Consider the following 16372-nt stretch of genomic DNA (forward strand, 5'->3'; position numbering starts at 1 on the left):
GTGCCTGCGCTGTGAGCGGAATCGCTTGCGTCTGCTCTCGGATGCCGATGGCATGGACGCATGACTCAGGTGCTGGTGCTCGGCGGAACAGGATGGCTTTCGGGACGGATCGCGCAGCGTTGGCGTGACGCCGGCGCGCAGGTGACGTGCCTGGCACGCGGAAGCCGACCGGCCCCGGACGGCACCGTGCTGTTGCGCGGGGACCGTGACGAACCGGATGTCTACGACCGGCTGCGCGAGCAGCAGTGGGACGAGATCGTCGATATCTCCTCGCGCGCGGATCACGTGGGTGCGGCCGTCGCGGCGCTCGGCGACAGCGCGGCGCACTGGACGTACGTGTCGTCGGTCTCGGTGTACGCCGACGAGGTCACCGTCGGTCTCGACGAGACCGGGCCGCTCCACGCACCCGCGCAGCCGGGCGACGAGTACGACTACAGCGCCCAGAAGGTCGCCGCCGAACAGGCGGTGACCGCCCTGGGCACGCGGGCGGGCATCGTCAGGCCCGGCCTGGTGGTCGGCGCCGGCGACCCCAGCGACCGCTTCGGATACTGGGCGGCGGCCTTCGCACGCGCCGGTGACGGCGCAGTGCTGGCGCCCGACAGCCGCGACCGATTCGCTCAGGTGATCGACGTCGACGATCTCGCCGGGTTCATCACCGCTGACCGGCGCACCGGGGTCGTCAATGCCATCGGTGATCCGCTGCCGCTGAGCGACCTGCTCGACGCCTTCCGTACCGAGTCCGGGCACACCGGTCCGGTCCGGGTGGCCGACGACGACTGGCTCAACGCGCACGGCGTGCAGTACTGGATGGGGGAGCGCTCACTGCCGCTGTGGCTGCCCGCAGACATGCCGGGCTTCGCGCAGCACGACAACCGTGCGTACCGCGCCGCCGGCGGGGGATTCACGCCCCTTGACCAGACGATCCGGAGCGTGCTCGCCGACGAACGCGCTCGGGGACTGGACCGCGAGCGTCGTGCCGGTCTGACCCGGCACGACGAGAGCGAGCTGCTCGCACAGCTCGTCTGAGCCGGGTCCGGTCGACGCCCGATCCGGCGGGCTTCGCTAGACTCGCGCACAGTGACACGGGGTGCCGCAGAAGCGGCTGAGATCACACCCGTCGAACCTGATCTAGTTCGTACTAGCGAAGGGATGTCGTCCATGAGCGATCGTCTGCGCCCATCCGCCCGTATTCCGGCCGCCGCCGCCGAGCTGCTGCGTGAGGTGCGCTGCACACCTCCGCTGACCCAGTGCATCACCAACACCGTGGTCACGGGCTTCACGGCCAATGTGCTTCTGGCGACGGGGGCGGCACCCGCGATGGTCGCCATCGTCGGCGAGTCCGGGGTCTTCGCCGGCATCGCCGATGCGCTGCTGGTGAATCTCGGTACTCCGCCGCCCGAGCAGCGCGCGGCCATGTCCGAGGCGGTGCGCGGCGCGAACACGGCGGGTACGCCGTGGGTGCTCGACCCGGTCGCGATCGGAGCACTCCCCGTGCGAACGACACTCGCCGCCGAGCTGGTCGCCCAGCATCCGACGGCCGTGCGCGGCAACGCGAGTGAGATCCTCGCCCTGGCCGGCACCGGTGCCGGCGGACGCGGCGTCGACGCCGTCGATGCCCCGGAGGCCGCCACGGAGGCGGCCCGTACGATCGCCGCACGGTGGGGGAGCGTGGTGGCGGTCTCGGGTGCCACCGACCTGATCACCGACGGGGAACGGGTGATCCGGATCGCCAACGGCGACCCGCTGCTTACGCGCATCACCGGGGGAGGGTGCGCGCTCGGAGCCGTCATGGCCGCCTTCCTCGGCGCGGCCCGAGCAACCGGGGCCGACGCCATGACGGCGGTGGCTGCGGCGACCCTGGTCTACACCGTCGCCGCCGAGCGTGCGGCGAAGGTCGCCGCGGGCCCCGGCAGCTTCGCCGTCGCATTCATCGACGCGCTCGCGGCGGTCGAGGCAGACGATCTGCTGCGCGACGCCCGGATCGAGGAGGACGCACGGTGACGTACGACCTGTCGATCTACCTGGTCACCGATCCGCACCTGTGCGGTACGCGCGGTGTCGTGCAGACCGTCCGCGATGCGGTCGACGGCGGCGCCACCATCGTGCAGCTGCGCGACAAGCACGCCGCCGACGACGCCATCGTCGACCAACTCGTCTCCCTATCCGAGGTCATCGACGGGCGCGCGCTGCTCGTCGTCGACGACCGCGTCGACGCCGTTCTTGCCGCACGCCGCCGGGGAGCCCGCGTCGACGGGGTCCACGTGGGACAGTCCGACATGCCGGCGACCGAGGTGCGGCGCCTGCTCGGGCCGGATGCCCTCGTCGGCCTCACCGCGAACACGCCGGAGCACCTGGCGGCGCTGCGCGACCTTCCGACCGGGACGGTCGACTACATCGGTGCCGGGGTGATCCGTCCGACGAGTACGAAGCCCGATCACCCGGCCCCGCTCGGCATCGCAGGCTTCGCCGCGCTCGCCGCGCAGAGCCCTGTTCCCGCCGTCGCGATCGGTGGCATCCGCTCGGATGACGTTGTACCGCTGCGCGCGGCAGGTGCCGCCGGTGTTGCCGTCGTGTCACAGATCTGCGCGGCCGACGACGCGCACCTCGCGACCACCGCGCTGCGCGCGCGGTGGAGCGGCGCCGCGGTTCCCCGGGTGCTGAGCATCGCCGGCAGCGACCCCTCCGGGGGTGCCGGCATCCAGGCCGACCTGAAATCCATCGCCGCCAACGGCGGCTACGGCATGGCAGCACTGACCGCACTCACGGCGCAGAACACACGCGGCGTGCACGAGGTGCACGTCCCGCCGGCGTCGTTCCTGCGTGCGCAACTCGACGCGCTCGCCGACGACATCGAGATCGACGCGGTGAAGATCGGGATGCTCGCGGATGCCGAGGTGATCGCCATGGTCGACGCCTGGCTGGACGAGAACCGTCCGGCGACCGTCGTGCTCGATCCGGTCATGGTCGCCACCTCCGGCGACCGTCTGCTCGATGAGCGGGCGGAGGCGGCACTGCACCGCCTCGCGCGACGTGCCGACCTGCTCACCCCGAACATCGCCGAACTCGAGGTGCTGGCCGGACGGCGGGTCATCGGGTGGGACGACGCGCTCGATGCGGCGCGCGACCTCGCGGCAGCCGTCGATGCCCTGGTGCTCGTCAAGGGCGGGCACCTCGACAGCGACGACGCACCCGACGCCCTCGTCGGAGCGGAGGGCGTGATCTCGCACTTCTCCGGTGCGCGCATCGCCACCACCAGCACACACGGCACCGGTTGCTCGCTCTCATCCGCCGTCGCCACGCGCCGTGCGGCAGGGGCCGACTGGTCGCTCGCGATCGCCGACTCCCGCGCCTGGCTGCGCGAGTCGCTGCGCGCAGGAGCGGCACTCGGCGTCGGGCGCGGTCACGGGCCGGTCAACCACTTCGCTGGACTCTGGCAACGCGGCGGGCTCGGCACGCGCCCAACCGCCGATGACGTGCGCGCCGAATGGTGGGCCGGTATCGCGAGCATCCGTCACGACATCGACGCGCTGCCGTTCATCCGCGCACTCGCCGACGGCACACTCGATCGGGCGACATTCCTGCACTACCTGGAGCAGGACGCGCTGTACCTGCGTGAGTACGCGCGGGTGCTCGCCGAAGCTGCGCGCCTCGCACCCACCGCGGCGGAACAGGCGTTCTGGGCTGAGGGCGCACACGGTGCGATCGCCGGTGAGCTGGCCATGCACGCCTCCTGGCTCACGCCGATGACCGGGGTGTCGGCGGCCACGTTCTCGGCCCATCCCACCCCCGTCACGACCGGCTATCTGGACCTCCTGCGCGCGACGGCGTTCACCGGCGATTACGCGACCCTGATCGCGGCGGTGCTGCCGTGCTTCTGGCTGTACGCCGACCTCGGCGAACGGCTACACAGCGGTGCCTTCGGGCCGGAGCCCCTCGATCCGGGGCATCCGTTCGCCTCGTGGCTGGCGACATATGCCGACCCGACGTTCGCGGTCGCCAACGCGCAGGCCATCGCGTACGTCACCGCAGCAGCCGCCAGATCAGATGATGCGCAGCGGTCGCGCATGCGCCGAGCGTTCGACCTGGCCGCCGCGCACGAACGGGCCTTCTTCGACCTTCGGTGACGGCGAACGGCGCGGCGGCCCGGTCGCGTCAACTTGCGCCCGGTGGCGACGACTCGATATCGTCACCGCATGCCTTCGGCCCCGCACAACCGCGCGACGCTCTCCCCGAGCGTCGCCGTTGTGCGCCCGCGCCGACGCCGCGGCGGCCGCCGACCATAGGCGACCCCGCTCTGCGCCGACGCTTCGGCGCGGCTGCCGGTGTCGCCGCCTCGGCCCAGGCCCGTCATCGGGCGCACACCGACCGTTAAGGTAGAAGCATGACGTATACCGTCGCCGTCTCCGGCGCATCCGGCTACGCGGGGGGCGAGATCCTGCGGCTCCTCGCCGCACACCCCGACATCGAGATCCGCACCGTGACCGCGCATTCCAACGCCGGCCAGCCGCTCATCGAACACCAGCCGCACCTGCGCTCCCTGGCGCACCTGACGCTGCAGCCCACCACCCCCGAGGTGTTGGCCGGGCACGACATCGTGTTCCTCGCCCTGCCGCACGGCCAGTCCGGCCAGTACACCGACGCCCTCGGCGACACCCCGCTGGTGATCGACGCCGGGGCCGACCACCGGCTCACCTCGCGACAGGCCTGGGACGCGTTCTACGGCGGCCACTTCCACGAGCCGTGGGCGTATGGTGTGCCCGAGCTGCTCACCGCCGCCGGAAAGCAGCGTGAGCAGCTGCGGGGCGCTTCGCGGATCGCGGCTCCCGGCTGCAACGCATCGACCGTCAGTCTGAGCCTGACCCCCGGCGTCGCAGCCGGAGTGATCGATCCGTCCGACATCGTCACGATGCTTGCCGTCGGCCCGTCCGGCGCCGGCAAGAGCCTCAAGCCCCACCTGCTGGGCAGCGAACTGCTCGGCACCGCCAACCCGTACGCCGTCGGCGGCACGCACCGGCACATCCCCGAGATCCGCCAGGCGCTCGCCGCGGCCTCGGGAGCCACGCCCGACAGCATCCGCATCTCGTTCACCCCCGTTCTCGTGCCGATGGCGCGTGGCATCCTCGCCACGTCCACCGCGCCGATCGTCGAGGGTGTGACCGACGCGCAGATCCGCGGCGCGTGGGAGCAGGCGTACGGCGACGAGACCTTTGTGCAGCTGCTGCCGCAGGGATCGTTCCCGCGCACCGCTGACGTGCTCGGCGCCAATACCGCGCTGATGGGTCTGGCGATCGACCGGGCGGCCAACCGCGTCACGGTGGTCACCGCCGTCGACAACCTCGTCAAGGGCACCGCCGGCGCTGCCATCCAGTCCATGAATCTCGCGCTCGGCCTTCCCGAGGGTCGCGCGCTCACCGTGAACGGAGTAGCGCCGTGAGTGTCACCGCACCCCAGGGCTTCGAGGCGGCCGGCGTCGCCACGGGGCTGAAGTCCACCGGAGCCCTCGACGTGGCCATCGTCGTCAACCGCGGCCCGCGCAAGATCGGCGCGGCGGTGTTCACCACGAACCGCGCCAAGGCCAACCCGATCATCTGGTCGCAGCAGGTGATCGCCGATCGCATCGTCGAGGCGATCGTGCTCAACTCCGGCGGCGCGAACTGCTTCACCGGGGCCTTCGGGTTCCAGACCACGCACCAGACAGCCGAGAAGGCCGCCGAGCTGCTGCAGGTCAGCGCCGGAGATGTGTTGGTGTGCTCGACGGGGCTTATCGGCACCGGCGACGAGGTCTTCCGCGGTCGGGTTCTTGATGGCGTCGAGCGCGGCGTCGCCGCGCTGAGCGCAGACGGCGGTCAGGACGCCGCCGCGGCCATCATGACCACAGACACCGTCGCGAAGACCGCATCGGTGACGCGATCGGGCTGGACGATCGGAGGCATGGCCAAGGGCGCGGGGATGCTCGCACCGGGGCTGGCCACCATGCTCGTCGTCCTCACCACCGACGCCGACCTCGAAGCGGTCGAGGCGGATGCTGCGCTGCGCCGGGCGACGGGGGTCACCTTCGACCGGCTCGATTCGGACGGCTGCATGTCGACCAACGATCAGGTGACGCTGCTGGCCAACGGTGCCACCGGCATCCGTCCAGACCTCGACGAGTTCGCATCGGCCCTGACCGAGGTCTGCCGTGAGCTGTCGCAGAAGCTCCAGCAGGATGCCGAGGGCGCCAGCCATGACATCACGATCGTCGTCACGAACGCCGAGAGCGAGGCCGAGGCCGTGGAGGTCGGCCGATCGGTGGCCCGCAACAACCTCTTCAAGGCGGCGATCTTCGGCAACGACCCCAACTGGGGGCGGGTGCTCGCCGCGATCGGCACGACCGACGCGCGCTTCGACCCCTACGACGTCGATGTGTCGATGAACGGTGTGCGCGTCTGCTCCGCGGGTGGCCCCGACCGTCCTCGCGAAGAGGTCGACCTCACCCCGCGGGCGACGCTCGTCGAGATCGATCTGAAGACGGGCGATGCGGCCGCGACGATCCTCACCAACGACCTGACCCACGACTACGTGCACGAGAACAGCGCTTACGCCTCATGACAGATCTGCAGGACACCGCCCCCGAGGAAGCCGCCTACAAGGCCGCCACCCTCATCGAATCGCTGCCGTGGCTCAAGCGCTTCCGCGATCAGATTGTGGTCGTCAAGTACGGCGGCAATGCGATGGTCAGCGACGAACTGCAAGAGGCGTTCGCGCAGGACATCGCCTACCTGCGGTACGTCGGCGTGCAGCCGGTGGTCGTGCACGGCGGCGGCCCCCAGATCTCGAACATGCTCGACCGGCTGGCCATCCCCAGTGAGTTCAAGGGCGGATACCGGGTCACCTCCACCGAGGCCATCAGCGTCGTGCGGATGGTGCTCACCGGGCAGATCAACCCCACACTGGTGGCGAAGATCAATTCGCACGGCCCGATCGCGACGGGACTGAGCGGTGAGGACGCCGGGCTGTTCGGCGGGCGTCGACGCGGCATCGTGCTCGACGGTGAAGAGGTCGACCTTGGCCGTGTCGGCGACGTGGTGCAGGTCGACCCGACACCGGTGCTCGACCACCTCGCGGCCGGTCGCATCCCCGTGGTCTCGTCGATCGCGCCCGACCTCGATCACCCCGGTCAGTCGCTGAACGTGAATGCGGATGCCGCGGCCGCGGCCCTGGCGACGGCTCTGGGGGCCCGCAAGCTGGTGATCCTCACCGATGTCGCCGGGCTCTACGCCGACTGGCCCAACCGTGATTCGTTGGTGTCGCACATCACGGCGACCGAGCTCACCCAGATGCTGCCCACGCTCGAATCGGGAATGATCCCGAAGATGCGCGCGTGCCTCGACGCGGTCGAGTCAGGGGTCGATGCGGCGGCGATCATCGACGGGCGGGTACCGCACTCGGTGCTCGTGGAACTGTTCACCAGCAAGGGAATCGGCACAGAGGTGGTCGCAGGATGACGAACTGGAACGACGACGCGGCACGCGATCTGATGAGCCTCGGCGGACGGCTCGCGCTGCTCACCCGCGGTGAGGGCTCCTGGGTGTGGGACGCTGACGACAACCGCTACCTGGACTTCCTCGGCGGCATCGCCGTGAACTGCCTCGGTCACGCGCACCCGGTGTTCGTGGAGGCCGTCTCGGCGCAGGCGGCAACGCTGGCGCACGTGTCGAACTACTTCGCCACGCCCCCTCAGCTCGAGATCGCCGCGCGCCTGAAGCGCCTGGCGGGAACCGGTGAGCGCGGCCGCGTGTTCCTGGCGAACTCCGGTACCGAGGCCAACGAGATGGCGATCAAGCTCGCCCGGTTGCACGGTGCACAGCCCTCAGCGGGGGAGGGCGCTGCCCGCACGCGCATCCTCGTCGTCGAAGGAGCGTTCCACGGACGCACGATGGGCGCACTCTCGCTCACCCCGAAGGCCGCCTACCGCGACCCGTTCCTGCCGGCCGTGCCCGACATCGTCGCCGTGGAGCGCACGCTGGAGAGCCTGGAGGCGGCGTTCGCCGAGGGCGGAGTCGCCGCGATGATCGTCGAGCCCATCCAGGGCGAGGCGGGTGTGGTCGAGCTGCCCGAGGGGTTCCTCGCGCGTGCGCGCGCGCTCACGACAGCTCACGATGCGCTGCTGATCCTCGACGAGGTGCAGACCGGGTCGGGACGCACCGGTGAGTGGTTCGCCTTCCAGCGTGAGGGCGTGATCCCGGATGCCGTCACGCTCGCCAAGAGCATCGGCGCGGGCTTCCCGCTCGGCGCGCTGATCACGTTCGCCTCGGCGAGCGACCTGTTCTACCCGGGCACGCACAACTCGACCTTCGGTGGGAACCCGCTGGCCAGCGCGGTCGCCAACGCCGTGCTCGGCTTCGTCGAGGACGAGCACGTGCTCGACAACGTCAACGCGCGTGGCGCGCAGCTGCGCGACGGCGTCGCGGCACTGCCGCTGGTTGTGGGCACTACCGGCGCGGGCCTGCTCATCGGCATCCGGTTGAGTGCCCCGGTTGCGCCCGCGGTCGCCGCGGCCGCTCAGGAACGCGGGCTGATCGTCAACGCGCCGACCCCCGATGTCATCCGCATCGCTCCCGCCTACACGATTGGCGACACCGAGGTGCAAGAGTTCCTCACCCGGTTCGGCGCGGCCCTCGCCGACGTCGCCGCCACCACCACGACCCCCTCGGAGAAGCCATGACCCGCCACCTGCTGCGCGACGACGACCTGACGCGTGCCGAGCAGACCGAGATCCTCGATCTCGCCCTCGAACTGAAGAAGGACCGCTGGGCGAACAAGACCCTGGCGGGGCCCCAGACCGTCGCGGTCATCTTCGACAAGTCCTCTACCCGCACCCGCGTCTCGTTCGCGGTCGGGATCGCCGACCTCGGCGGCTCGCCGCTGATCATCTCGACCGCCAACAGCCAGCTCGGTGGCAAGGAGACGCCCTCCGACACCGCGCGCGTGCTCGAGCGTCAGGTGGCGGCGATCGTCTGGCGCACCTACGCGCAGTCGGGCTTGGAAGAGATGGCGCGCGGTACGCGCGTGCCGGTCGTCAACGCCTTGTCGGACGACTTCCACCCGTGCCAGTTGCTGGCCGACCTGCTCACGATCCGCGAGCACAAGGGTGAGCTGGCCGGGCTGACGCTGACGTTCTTCGGCGACGGGCGCAGCAACATGGCCCACTCGTACCTGCTCGCCGGTGTCACGGCGGGCATGCATGTGCGCATCGCTTCGCCCACCTCCTACGCCCCGCGCGCCGATGTCGTCGCCGCGGCCGAGGCCCGCGCCGCCGAGACCGGCGGATCGGTCACACTGCTGACCGACCCGCGTGAGGCCGCGCTGGGCGCTGATGTCGTCGTCACCGACACGTGGGTGTCGATGGGCAAGGAAGAAGAGAAGATCATCCGCCTGCGCGAGCTCGGCGGATACAAGGTGACCACCGAGATCATGTCGCTGGCTGATCCCGAGGCGATCTTCATCCACTGTCTTCCCGCGGATCGCGGCTACGAGGTCGACTCCGAAGTGATCGACGGCCCGCAGAGCGTCGTCTGGGACGAGGCCGAGAACCGACTGCACGCGCAGAAGGCGCTGCTTGTCTGGTTGCTCGAGAAGAAGACGCAGGCGACGGATGCCGTCGCCGGCGGCGAAGGAGCAGTCAAATGAGCGCGACGAACGGCGAGGGAGTGCACGGCACCAACGAGGGATCGCTGTGGGGCGGACGCTTCGCCACGGGCCCCTCGCCGGAACTGGTCGAACTGAGCCGCTCCACCCACTTCGACTGGGCGTTGGCGCTGTATGACATCGCCGGCTCCCACGCGCACGCCAAGGCGCTCGAAGCAGCCGGTTATCTGGACGCCGCCGAGGCCGAGGCGATGCACGCCGGACTCGACCGGCTGGCCGCTCGTGTGGCGGATGGCTCGCTCGTGGCGCAGCCCGGCGACGAGGACGTGCACGGTGCGCTGGAGCAGGCGCTGATCGCCGAGGTCGGGGCCGAGCTGGGCGGCAAACTGCGCGCGGGTCGTAGCCGCAACGACCAGATCGCCACGCTGGTGCGCATGTACCTGCGCGACCACTCCCGCGTGATCGCCCGCGACCTGCTGCGGGTGATCGATGCGATCGTCGCTCAGGCCGAGTCCCACCCGAACGCCATCATGCCGGGTCGCACGCACCTGCAGTCGGCGCAGCCGTTGCTGCTGGCCCACCATCTGCAGGCCCACGCCTGGCCGCTCGTGCGTGACCTCGAGCGACTGCGTGACTGGATGTCACGGGCATCCGTCTCGCCCTACGGCGGGGGAGCACTGGCCGGTTCGTCCCTGGGTCTTGACCCGGCGCTCGTGGCCAGAGAACTCGGCCTGTCCGGCCCGGCCGAGAACTCGATCGATGGGACGTCGGCGCGTGATGTCGTCGCCGAGTTCGCGTACATCTCCGCGCAGATCGGCATCGACCTGTCCCGGTTCTCTGAAGACATCATCATCTGGAACACGCGCGAGTTCGGCTTCGTCACGCTCGATGACGGCTTCTCGACCGGTTCGAGCATCATGCCGCAGAAGAAGAACCCCGATATCGCCGAGCTCGCGCGCGGCAAGGCGGGGCGTCTGCTCGGAAATCTCACGGGTCTGCTGGCGACGCTGAAGGGTCTTCCGCTGGCGTACAACCGGGATCTGCAGGAGGACAAAGAGCCGGTGTTCGACTCGGTGCAGACGCTGGAGGTGCTGCTGCCGGCGTTCGCGGGCATGGTCGCCACGATGCGTTTCGATACCGCGCGGATGGCGGAACTGGCCCCGGAGGGCTTCTCGCTGGCGACCGACGTGGCCGACTGGCTGGTGCGCAAGGGTGTGCCGTTCCGGGATGCGCACGAGGTCTCGGGCGCGCTGGTGCAGGCGTGCGAGGAGCGGGGGATCGGACTGGAGGATGCCGACGACGCCCTGTTCGCGCAGGTCTCGCCGCTGCTCTCGCCCGAGGTGCGGGAGGTGCTGACGATCGAGGGATCGGTGGCGTCGCGTGCCGGGGTCGGCGGGACGGCCCCCGTTCGGGTGACCGAGCAGCGGGCCGAGCTGGTGGCGCGCGCGCAGGCGTCGGCGCACGCCCTCGGCCTCTGACGGATTGCTTCTGTCTGACGGATTCCCGTCGCACGACTGTTCGCGAGAAATAACTCATACGGTTATATTTTGCGAATAGTCGTGTTACGGTTATGCCATGACTGTCGTGGCAGTGATCGCTGACATCATCGGCTCGCGTCGCCTCGAAGACCGGACGGCGGCTCAACGCACGTTCGACGAGACGATCGCCAGAGTCGAGAGCGAGCATCCGCTCGCCGAACAACCGTTGCGGCCGACCGTCGGTGACGAGCAGCAGGGTGTCTACGGCGGCCTGGTCGAAGCGCTGACTGCGGTGCTGCTTCTGCAGCTCGCGCTTCCCGACGGGGCTGAGTTCCGGTTCGGTCTGGGCGTAGGGCCCGTCACCACCGTCGAGTCCGCGCATCGCGAACTTGCTGACGGGCCCGGATGGTGGGCGGCGCGCGACGCGATCGAGTTCGTGCACGCCCGACAGGAACGGGCCCTGCCGAGCGCCCGCACCTGGATCGTCGGTGCCCCGGGGCAGGATGAGGGCATGGTCACTCTCATCGCCGCATCGAACGCCTATCTGATGGCCCGCGACGAGATCGTCGTGCGCATGACGGCGCGGGAGAGGCGCATCGCCTACGGCCGGTTCGGGGGCATGTCGCAACGAGACCTCGCCGAGCAGGAAGATGTGACGCAGCCGAGCATCTCGAAGTCACTGCGCAGCTCGGGGGCAACCGCGTTGCTGGAGGGGCTCGATGCGCTGCGAGGTGGCCTCTCGTGATTCTCGCCGGCCTCACCCTCGCGGCCATCGGCGCCGCCGATCTTCTGCGGCGATTCGTGCCGCGCCGTGCGCCGCGCCTGCTTGTGCTGTGCGTGCTGATCGCACTCGTCATCACCGCGGGCATCTGCAGCGACGCCCTTGTGCCGGCCGTGATCGCCGTCGTGCTCGGCGGCGCCTGGATATGGACGATGCCGCTGGACGCCACAGGGAGGGCATCCTTCTGGCCCGCCGTGGTGCTGGCCGCGATCGTATCCGCGACCACGGCGCTGATGCCCGCGCGCGATGCGCCGGGCCTGATCGGGGAGGTATGGCACCTGCCGGCGCCCGAGGGTGAGATCGCCTTCGATGTCGCCGTGCTGGCTGTCGGCGTCGTGCTTTTCGTCGGGGAATCGGCGAACCTGATCGTACGCGCCGCGCTGGACCGGGAGGGCACGTGGAGACCCGCCGAGCAGGGTGGGCTGTTTCGAGGCGGACAGCTGCGTCAGCCGCCGCAGGCCGCCACCGGCTTTCAGGGTGGCCGGCTGATCGGTCCGCTGGAGCGCTTCCTGGTTGTCGTGCTGACGCTGGCGGGCGCCTACGCTCTGCTGGCGGCGATGCTCGCGGCGAAGGGCATCGTGCGTTTCCCCGAGATCTCGAAGGACGGCGAGACCGGGGCGCGGGCGGAGTACTTCCTGGTGGGCAGCCTGGTCAGCTGGGTGGTCGCCCTGGGAGCGGCCTTCCTGTTGTGGTGGGGCATCCGCGTCTGATGAACCGGCGCGACGCGTGCGCGCTGATAGCCTGAGTGTCGTGTCTGAAACCGCTCTGACGACAGCGCCCGTGGCGCTCGACCCCGCGTTCGAGAACGTGTGGGACGAGCTGGTCTGGCGTGGGCTCGTCCACGTGTCCACTGATCAAGAGGCGTTGCGCGCCCTGCTCGGCGGAGACCCGATCACGTATTACTGCGGCTTCGACCCGACTGCTCCCAGCCTGCACCTCGGCCACCTCGTGCAGCTGCTGACGCTGCGCCGCATCCAGCTGGCCGGCCACAAGCCGCTCGGACTCGTCGGCGGTTCCACCGGTCTGATCGGCGATCCGCGACCGACGGCCGAGCGCACGCTGAACACCCGCGAGACGGTCGCCGAGTGGGTGGACCGCCTGCGCGCGCAGGTATCGCGCTACCTCAGCTTCGAAGGCGACAACGCCGCCCGGATGGTCAACAACCTCGACTGGACGGCGCCCCTGAGCGCCATCGACTTCCTGCGCGAGATCGGCAAGCACTACCGTGTCGGTACGATGCTGAAGAAGGATGCCGTCGCCGCGCGTCTGAACTCGGATGCCGGCATCAGCTACACCGAGTTCAGCTACCAGATCCTGCAGGGGATCGACTTCCTCGAGCTGTACCGCCAGTACGACTGCGTCCTGCAGACCGGCGGATCCGACCAGTGGGGCAACCTCACCAGCGGTACCGACCTGATCCACCGCGTCGAGGGGGTCTCGGTCCACGCGATCGGCACGCCGCTGATCACCAACAGCGACGGCACCAAGTTCGGCAAGAGCGAGGGCAACGCCATCTGGATCGACGCCGAGATGACGAGCCCGTACGCGTTCTACCAGTTCTGGTTGAGCACTGCGGACGCTGATGTCGTCGAGCGCCTGAAGGTGTTTACCTTCCTCAGCAGCGCCGAGATCGCCGAGTACGCGGCGCTGGTCGAGAGTGAGCCGTTCCGCCGTGCCGCGCAGAAGCGCCTGGCGCTCGAAGTGGTCACGACGGTGCATGGCGCCGAGGCGACCGCGGCGGTCATCGCAGCATCCGACGCGCTGTTCGGCCAGGGCGACCTGGCCGCACTCGACGCGACCACGCTGCGCACGGCACTCGATGAGCTGCCCAACGCGACGGTGCCGGCGGGCACGCCGGTGGTCGACGCGCTCGTTGCCACGGGCCTGGTCTCCAGCGCATCCGAGGCGCGGCGCGCGATCTCGCAGGGCGGCGTCACGCTGGATGGTGAGCGCGTCGCCGACGACTCGGCGCTCGTGCAGGGGACTCTTCCGGGCGGCGTCTCGGTGCTGCGCCGCGGCAAGAAGACCCTCGCCGGCGTGTTCATCGGCTGATTCCGCGACGCCATGCCGTTCACCCCGAGCCACGCGGTCGTCGCGTTGCCTTTCGTGCGCACACCGCTGGTGCCGGCGGCGATCGCGATCGGGGCGATGACCCCTGATCTGCCGTTGTTCCTGCGCGGCTTCGGGGTGCCGTACGGGTTCACCCATTCGGTGGCGAACGTCGTGTGGACGACGCTGATCGCGTTCGTGCTGTTCGTGGTTTGGCGGGTGGTGATGCGCCCGGGCCTGGTGGCGCTGGCCCCGGATTCCCTCGCGGCACGGCTGCCCGATCAGTGGCGGCAGACGGGTCGACGTGCCGCCGCTGAAGCCGTCGGCGCGCGTGCGCGGTTCGGCTATCCGCTGCTGCTGGTGCTCTCGTTGATGATCGGTGTGCTCTCGCACATCGTCTGGGATCTGTTCACGCATGAGGGTCGCTGGGGCGTCGAGGCGATTCCCGCCCTGCAGGCGGCGTGGGGACCGTTGCCCGGATACAAGTGGCTGCAGTACGGCTCAAGCGCCTTCGGATTGGCGCTCATCGGCATCTGGATGCTGATCTGGCTGCGTCGACGCCCGGTCGCTCCGCGCCCGGCGTTGCTGCCGACGTGGCTGCGTTGGGCGTGGATGGCGGCGCTGCCGATCGTGCTCGTGTCGGCGTGGATGCTGGGGCTCGCGGCCTACGGACCGCTGACCGACGAGTTCACTGTGCGGCATCTGGCGTACGCGACGCTGCCGGCGGCCTCCGGACTGTGGGGTGTGTTGACGGTGCTGCTGTGTGTCGCGATCGTCGTCTTGCCGCGACGCACAGCGGCTCCGATCGCTCACCACGATGCGGTGTCGGCGCCCCATTCCCGCGGAGACGCATAACGCGTCGGAGCTCCCGGCCAGGTGACGGCGGGTACAACGGTGATGACGTCATGCCCGCCCACCGTGAAGGACTGGGTCTCGGGGTTGGTGGGTGGCTGAGCCGACTCATCATGCGCTGATTCCGGCCGGCGGGGCAGGCCGAGTAGTTCGGCCGCCACGCGCCGCAGCGAAGTGCTGACGAACCAGGTGCCGCCGTCGGATGCCCGGCGCCGCAGGGCATCGGCGATCCCTGCGGCCAGCAGATAGCCGGCGGAGTGATCGAGCGCCTGCGCCGGCAGCGCACCGGGGGTCTCGCCATCGGGCGATTCGCACCACGCGATGCCCGACTCGGCCTGAACGAGACTGTCGAAACCGCGGGGTGAGTCTGCGCCGGGCCAGGCGGTCAGCTGCGCGACAACAAGGTGCGGATGCCGTTCGCCGAGCAGCTGCGGTGATAGCCCGAAGCGCCGCAGACCCTCGGGGCGATAGCCGAGCACGACGACGTCGGCGTCGTGGAGCAGGGACTCGACGAGCTCCGACTCGGAGGCGATGTCGACAAGCGCCGTGCGCTTTCCGTGCCCGGTGTCGAGATGCTGCCACGCGAACTCGGGGCGCGTCGGCGCGTCGATCCGCAGCACGTCCGCTCCGGCGAAGGCCAGCGTGCGTGTGGCGACCGGGCCGGCGATCACGCGGGTGAGGTCAAGCACGCGCACGCCGTCGAGCGGGCGTGACGCGTTCGAGCGGGGGAGTGCGCGTTTCGGCGCGTTGCCGAGACGCTCGATTGCGACGATCGGATGCTGCCGCAGGGCGGTGTCGGTGGCAGGGTCCTCCCGGCGCACGGGCACGCACAGCCCGCCGCGCGCACGGACGGCCGCGACGGCATGCGGGGTCGAGGTCGCTGCCAGCAACGCGCGGAGGTCATCGGACGACGCGTGCGTGTCGAGACTCAAGCCGGCGCGCAGAGCAACAGCATGGTGCGGATAGTTGGCGTGGGTGCGCACCCACCCGTCGGCGGTGCGCCAGAAGCCCGACAGCGGAGACCAGACGTCCGGCTGCTCGCCGTCGATCAGCAGATGGCGGTCACTCCGGTATGCGGCGGCTATCCGCTGCGGATCCGGCAATGAGTTCGGCGTGCCCGCGAGCGCCGCGCCTGCGGCGGCGACGCTGCGCGCCGCCAACTCGCCGACCGGCAGGCGCGCAGAAAGCGGAACGGGGGAGTGCAAGCCTGTGGTGGGCGACGACATGCGTCGAGCCTAGAGGCGTCACGCCGCGCGACACGCCCGGGATGCGCGGGTGATTTGCCGGGATGTCCGGATCCACGTAAATTATTACTTGTTCGCCCCAAGCGGTTGAGCGGAAGGCCTCAGGGCCTGGCTCCCCTCCAAGCAGCGAACATCTCATCTTCCACCACCAGTCATGATGGTGTAAGGTAGAGATCCGGGTTCCGGTCCGGCTGCACAGCAGCCCCGGAGAGCCCGAACTTAGATTGTGAAGTTGCCTTGCGCGTCTGGCCTTTGTTGGTTGGTGTGTGGGTGCGTCCGATCCTTGAGAACTCAACAGCGTGCACTTGTCAAATGCCAAATTATCCTCGTCCAGTCTTTTT

The 16372-nt window shown here is 69.8% G+C and carries 14 protein-coding genes and 1 riboswitch; of the genes, 13 read left to right on the top strand and 1 reads right to left on the bottom strand.

What is annotated here, in order from left to right:
* The first annotated feature begins 60 nt into the window (after window positions 1-60).
* The 13 genes from JF543_RS13820 (at window position 61) to JF543_RS13880 (ending at window position 14790) form a co-directional block, all read left to right on the top strand.
* Window positions 61-1026 (top strand): NAD-dependent epimerase/dehydratase family protein, encoded by a 966-nt coding sequence (locus JF543_RS13820; protein WP_206824816.1) that lies wholly within the window; start codon window positions 61-63, stop codon window positions 1024-1026.
* A gap of 47 nt (window positions 1027-1073) precedes the next feature.
* Window positions 1074-1167: riboswitch (TPP riboswitch) on the top strand.
* Window positions 1159-2001, top strand: a complete 843-nt coding sequence (gene thiM, locus JF543_RS13825; protein WP_206824817.1) for a hydroxyethylthiazole kinase — start codon at window positions 1159-1161, stop codon at window positions 1999-2001. Its footprint overlaps the riboswitch before it by 9 nt.
* The gene (locus tag JF543_RS13830; RefSeq protein ID WP_206824819.1) at window positions 1998-4124 is read left to right on the top strand and encodes a bifunctional hydroxymethylpyrimidine kinase/phosphomethylpyrimidine kinase; all 2127 of its coding nucleotides are present in this window, start codon (window positions 1998-2000) and stop codon (window positions 4122-4124) included. The genes thiM and JF543_RS13830 overlap by 4 nt, the downstream gene beginning before the upstream one ends.
* Window positions 4125-4381: 257 nt before the next feature.
* A complete protein-coding gene (argC, locus tag JF543_RS13835; RefSeq protein WP_206824821.1) occupies window positions 4382-5434 on the top strand; it encodes an N-acetyl-gamma-glutamyl-phosphate reductase in 1053 nt (350 codons plus the stop codon).
* Window positions 5431-6588, top strand: a complete 1158-nt coding sequence (gene argJ, locus JF543_RS13840; protein WP_206824823.1) for a bifunctional glutamate N-acetyltransferase/amino-acid acetyltransferase ArgJ — start codon at window positions 5431-5433, stop codon at window positions 6586-6588. The genes argC and argJ overlap by 4 nt, the downstream gene beginning before the upstream one ends.
* On the top strand, window positions 6585-7484 hold the full coding sequence (gene argB / locus JF543_RS13845) for an acetylglutamate kinase (protein ID WP_179410456.1): 900 nt from the start codon (window positions 6585-6587) through the stop codon (window positions 7482-7484). Before argJ ends, argB begins: the two co-directional genes overlap by 4 nt.
* On the top strand, window positions 7481-8704 hold the full coding sequence (locus JF543_RS13850; protein ID WP_206824825.1) for an acetylornithine transaminase: 1224 nt from the start codon (window positions 7481-7483) through the stop codon (window positions 8702-8704). Before argB ends, JF543_RS13850 begins: the two co-directional genes overlap by 4 nt.
* Entirely contained in the window at window positions 8701-9669 is a 969-nt protein-coding gene (gene argF, locus JF543_RS13855) for an ornithine carbamoyltransferase (protein ID WP_206824827.1), read from the top strand. The genes JF543_RS13850 and argF overlap by 4 nt, the downstream gene beginning before the upstream one ends.
* Entirely contained in the window at window positions 9666-11105 is a 1440-nt protein-coding gene (gene argH / locus JF543_RS13860; RefSeq protein ID WP_179410459.1) for an argininosuccinate lyase, read from the top strand. Before argF ends, argH begins: the two co-directional genes overlap by 4 nt.
* 97 nt (window positions 11106-11202) lie before the next feature.
* Window positions 11203-11850, top strand: coding sequence for a SatD family protein (locus JF543_RS13865; protein WP_206824828.1), 648 nt, complete (start codon window positions 11203-11205; stop codon window positions 11848-11850).
* Window positions 11847-12596 (top strand): hypothetical protein, encoded by a 750-nt coding sequence (locus tag JF543_RS13870; protein ID WP_206824830.1) that lies wholly within the window; start codon window positions 11847-11849, stop codon window positions 12594-12596. Before JF543_RS13865 ends, JF543_RS13870 begins: the two co-directional genes overlap by 4 nt.
* Window positions 12597-12636: 40 nt before the next feature.
* A complete protein-coding gene (gene tyrS / locus JF543_RS13875; protein ID WP_179410462.1) occupies window positions 12637-13938 on the top strand; it encodes a tyrosine--tRNA ligase in 1302 nt (433 codons plus the stop codon).
* 12 nt (window positions 13939-13950) lie between these two features.
* The gene (locus JF543_RS13880) at window positions 13951-14790 is read left to right on the top strand and encodes a DUF4184 family protein (protein ID WP_206824833.1); all 840 of its coding nucleotides are present in this window, start codon (window positions 13951-13953) and stop codon (window positions 14788-14790) included.
* Here JF543_RS13880 and JF543_RS13885 read toward each other — a convergent pair.
* Window positions 14745-16013 (bottom strand): CoA transferase, encoded by a 1269-nt coding sequence (locus tag JF543_RS13885; RefSeq protein WP_206824835.1) that lies wholly within the window; start codon window positions 16011-16013, stop codon window positions 14745-14747. The two genes, JF543_RS13880 and JF543_RS13885, sit on opposite strands and share 46 nt — an antisense overlap.
* Window positions 16014-16372: the final 359 nt, after the last annotated feature.

Source organism: Microbacterium esteraromaticum (genome assembly GCF_017303215.1).
In the GTDB taxonomy this organism is placed as follows: Bacteria; Actinomycetota; Actinomycetes; order Actinomycetales; family Microbacteriaceae; genus Microbacterium; species Microbacterium esteraromaticum_C.

Bases quoted from the DNA above. Each gene is read 5' to 3' on its own strand.
- argC (WP_206824821.1), top strand. From the start codon at position 4,382: ATGACGTATACCGTCGCCGTCTCCGGCGCATCCGGCTACGCGGGGGGC.
- JF543_RS13880 (WP_206824833.1), top strand. From the start codon at position 13,951: ATGCCGTTCACCCCGAGCCACGCGGTCGTCGCGTTGCCTTTCGTGCGC.
- argF (WP_206824827.1), top strand. From the start codon at position 8,701: ATGACCCGCCACCTGCTGCGCGACGACGACCTGACGCGTGCCGAGCAG.
- JF543_RS13865 (WP_206824828.1), top strand. From the start codon at position 11,203: ATGACTGTCGTGGCAGTGATCGCTGACATCATCGGCTCGCGTCGCCTC.
- thiM (WP_206824817.1), top strand. From the start codon at position 1,159: ATGAGCGATCGTCTGCGCCCATCCGCCCGTATTCCGGCCGCCGCCGCC.
- JF543_RS13850 (WP_206824825.1), top strand. From the start codon at position 7,481: ATGACGAACTGGAACGACGACGCGGCACGCGATCTGATGAGCCTCGGC.
- JF543_RS13885 (WP_206824835.1), bottom strand. From the start codon at position 16,013: ATGTCGTCGCCCACCACAGGCTTGCACTCCCCCGTTCCGCTTTCTGCG.
- argH (WP_179410459.1), top strand. From the start codon at position 9,666: ATGAGCGCGACGAACGGCGAGGGAGTGCACGGCACCAACGAGGGATCG.
- JF543_RS13820 (WP_206824816.1), top strand. From the start codon at position 61: ATGACTCAGGTGCTGGTGCTCGGCGGAACAGGATGGCTTTCGGGACGG.
- argB (WP_179410456.1), top strand. From the start codon at position 6,585: ATGACAGATCTGCAGGACACCGCCCCCGAGGAAGCCGCCTACAAGGCC.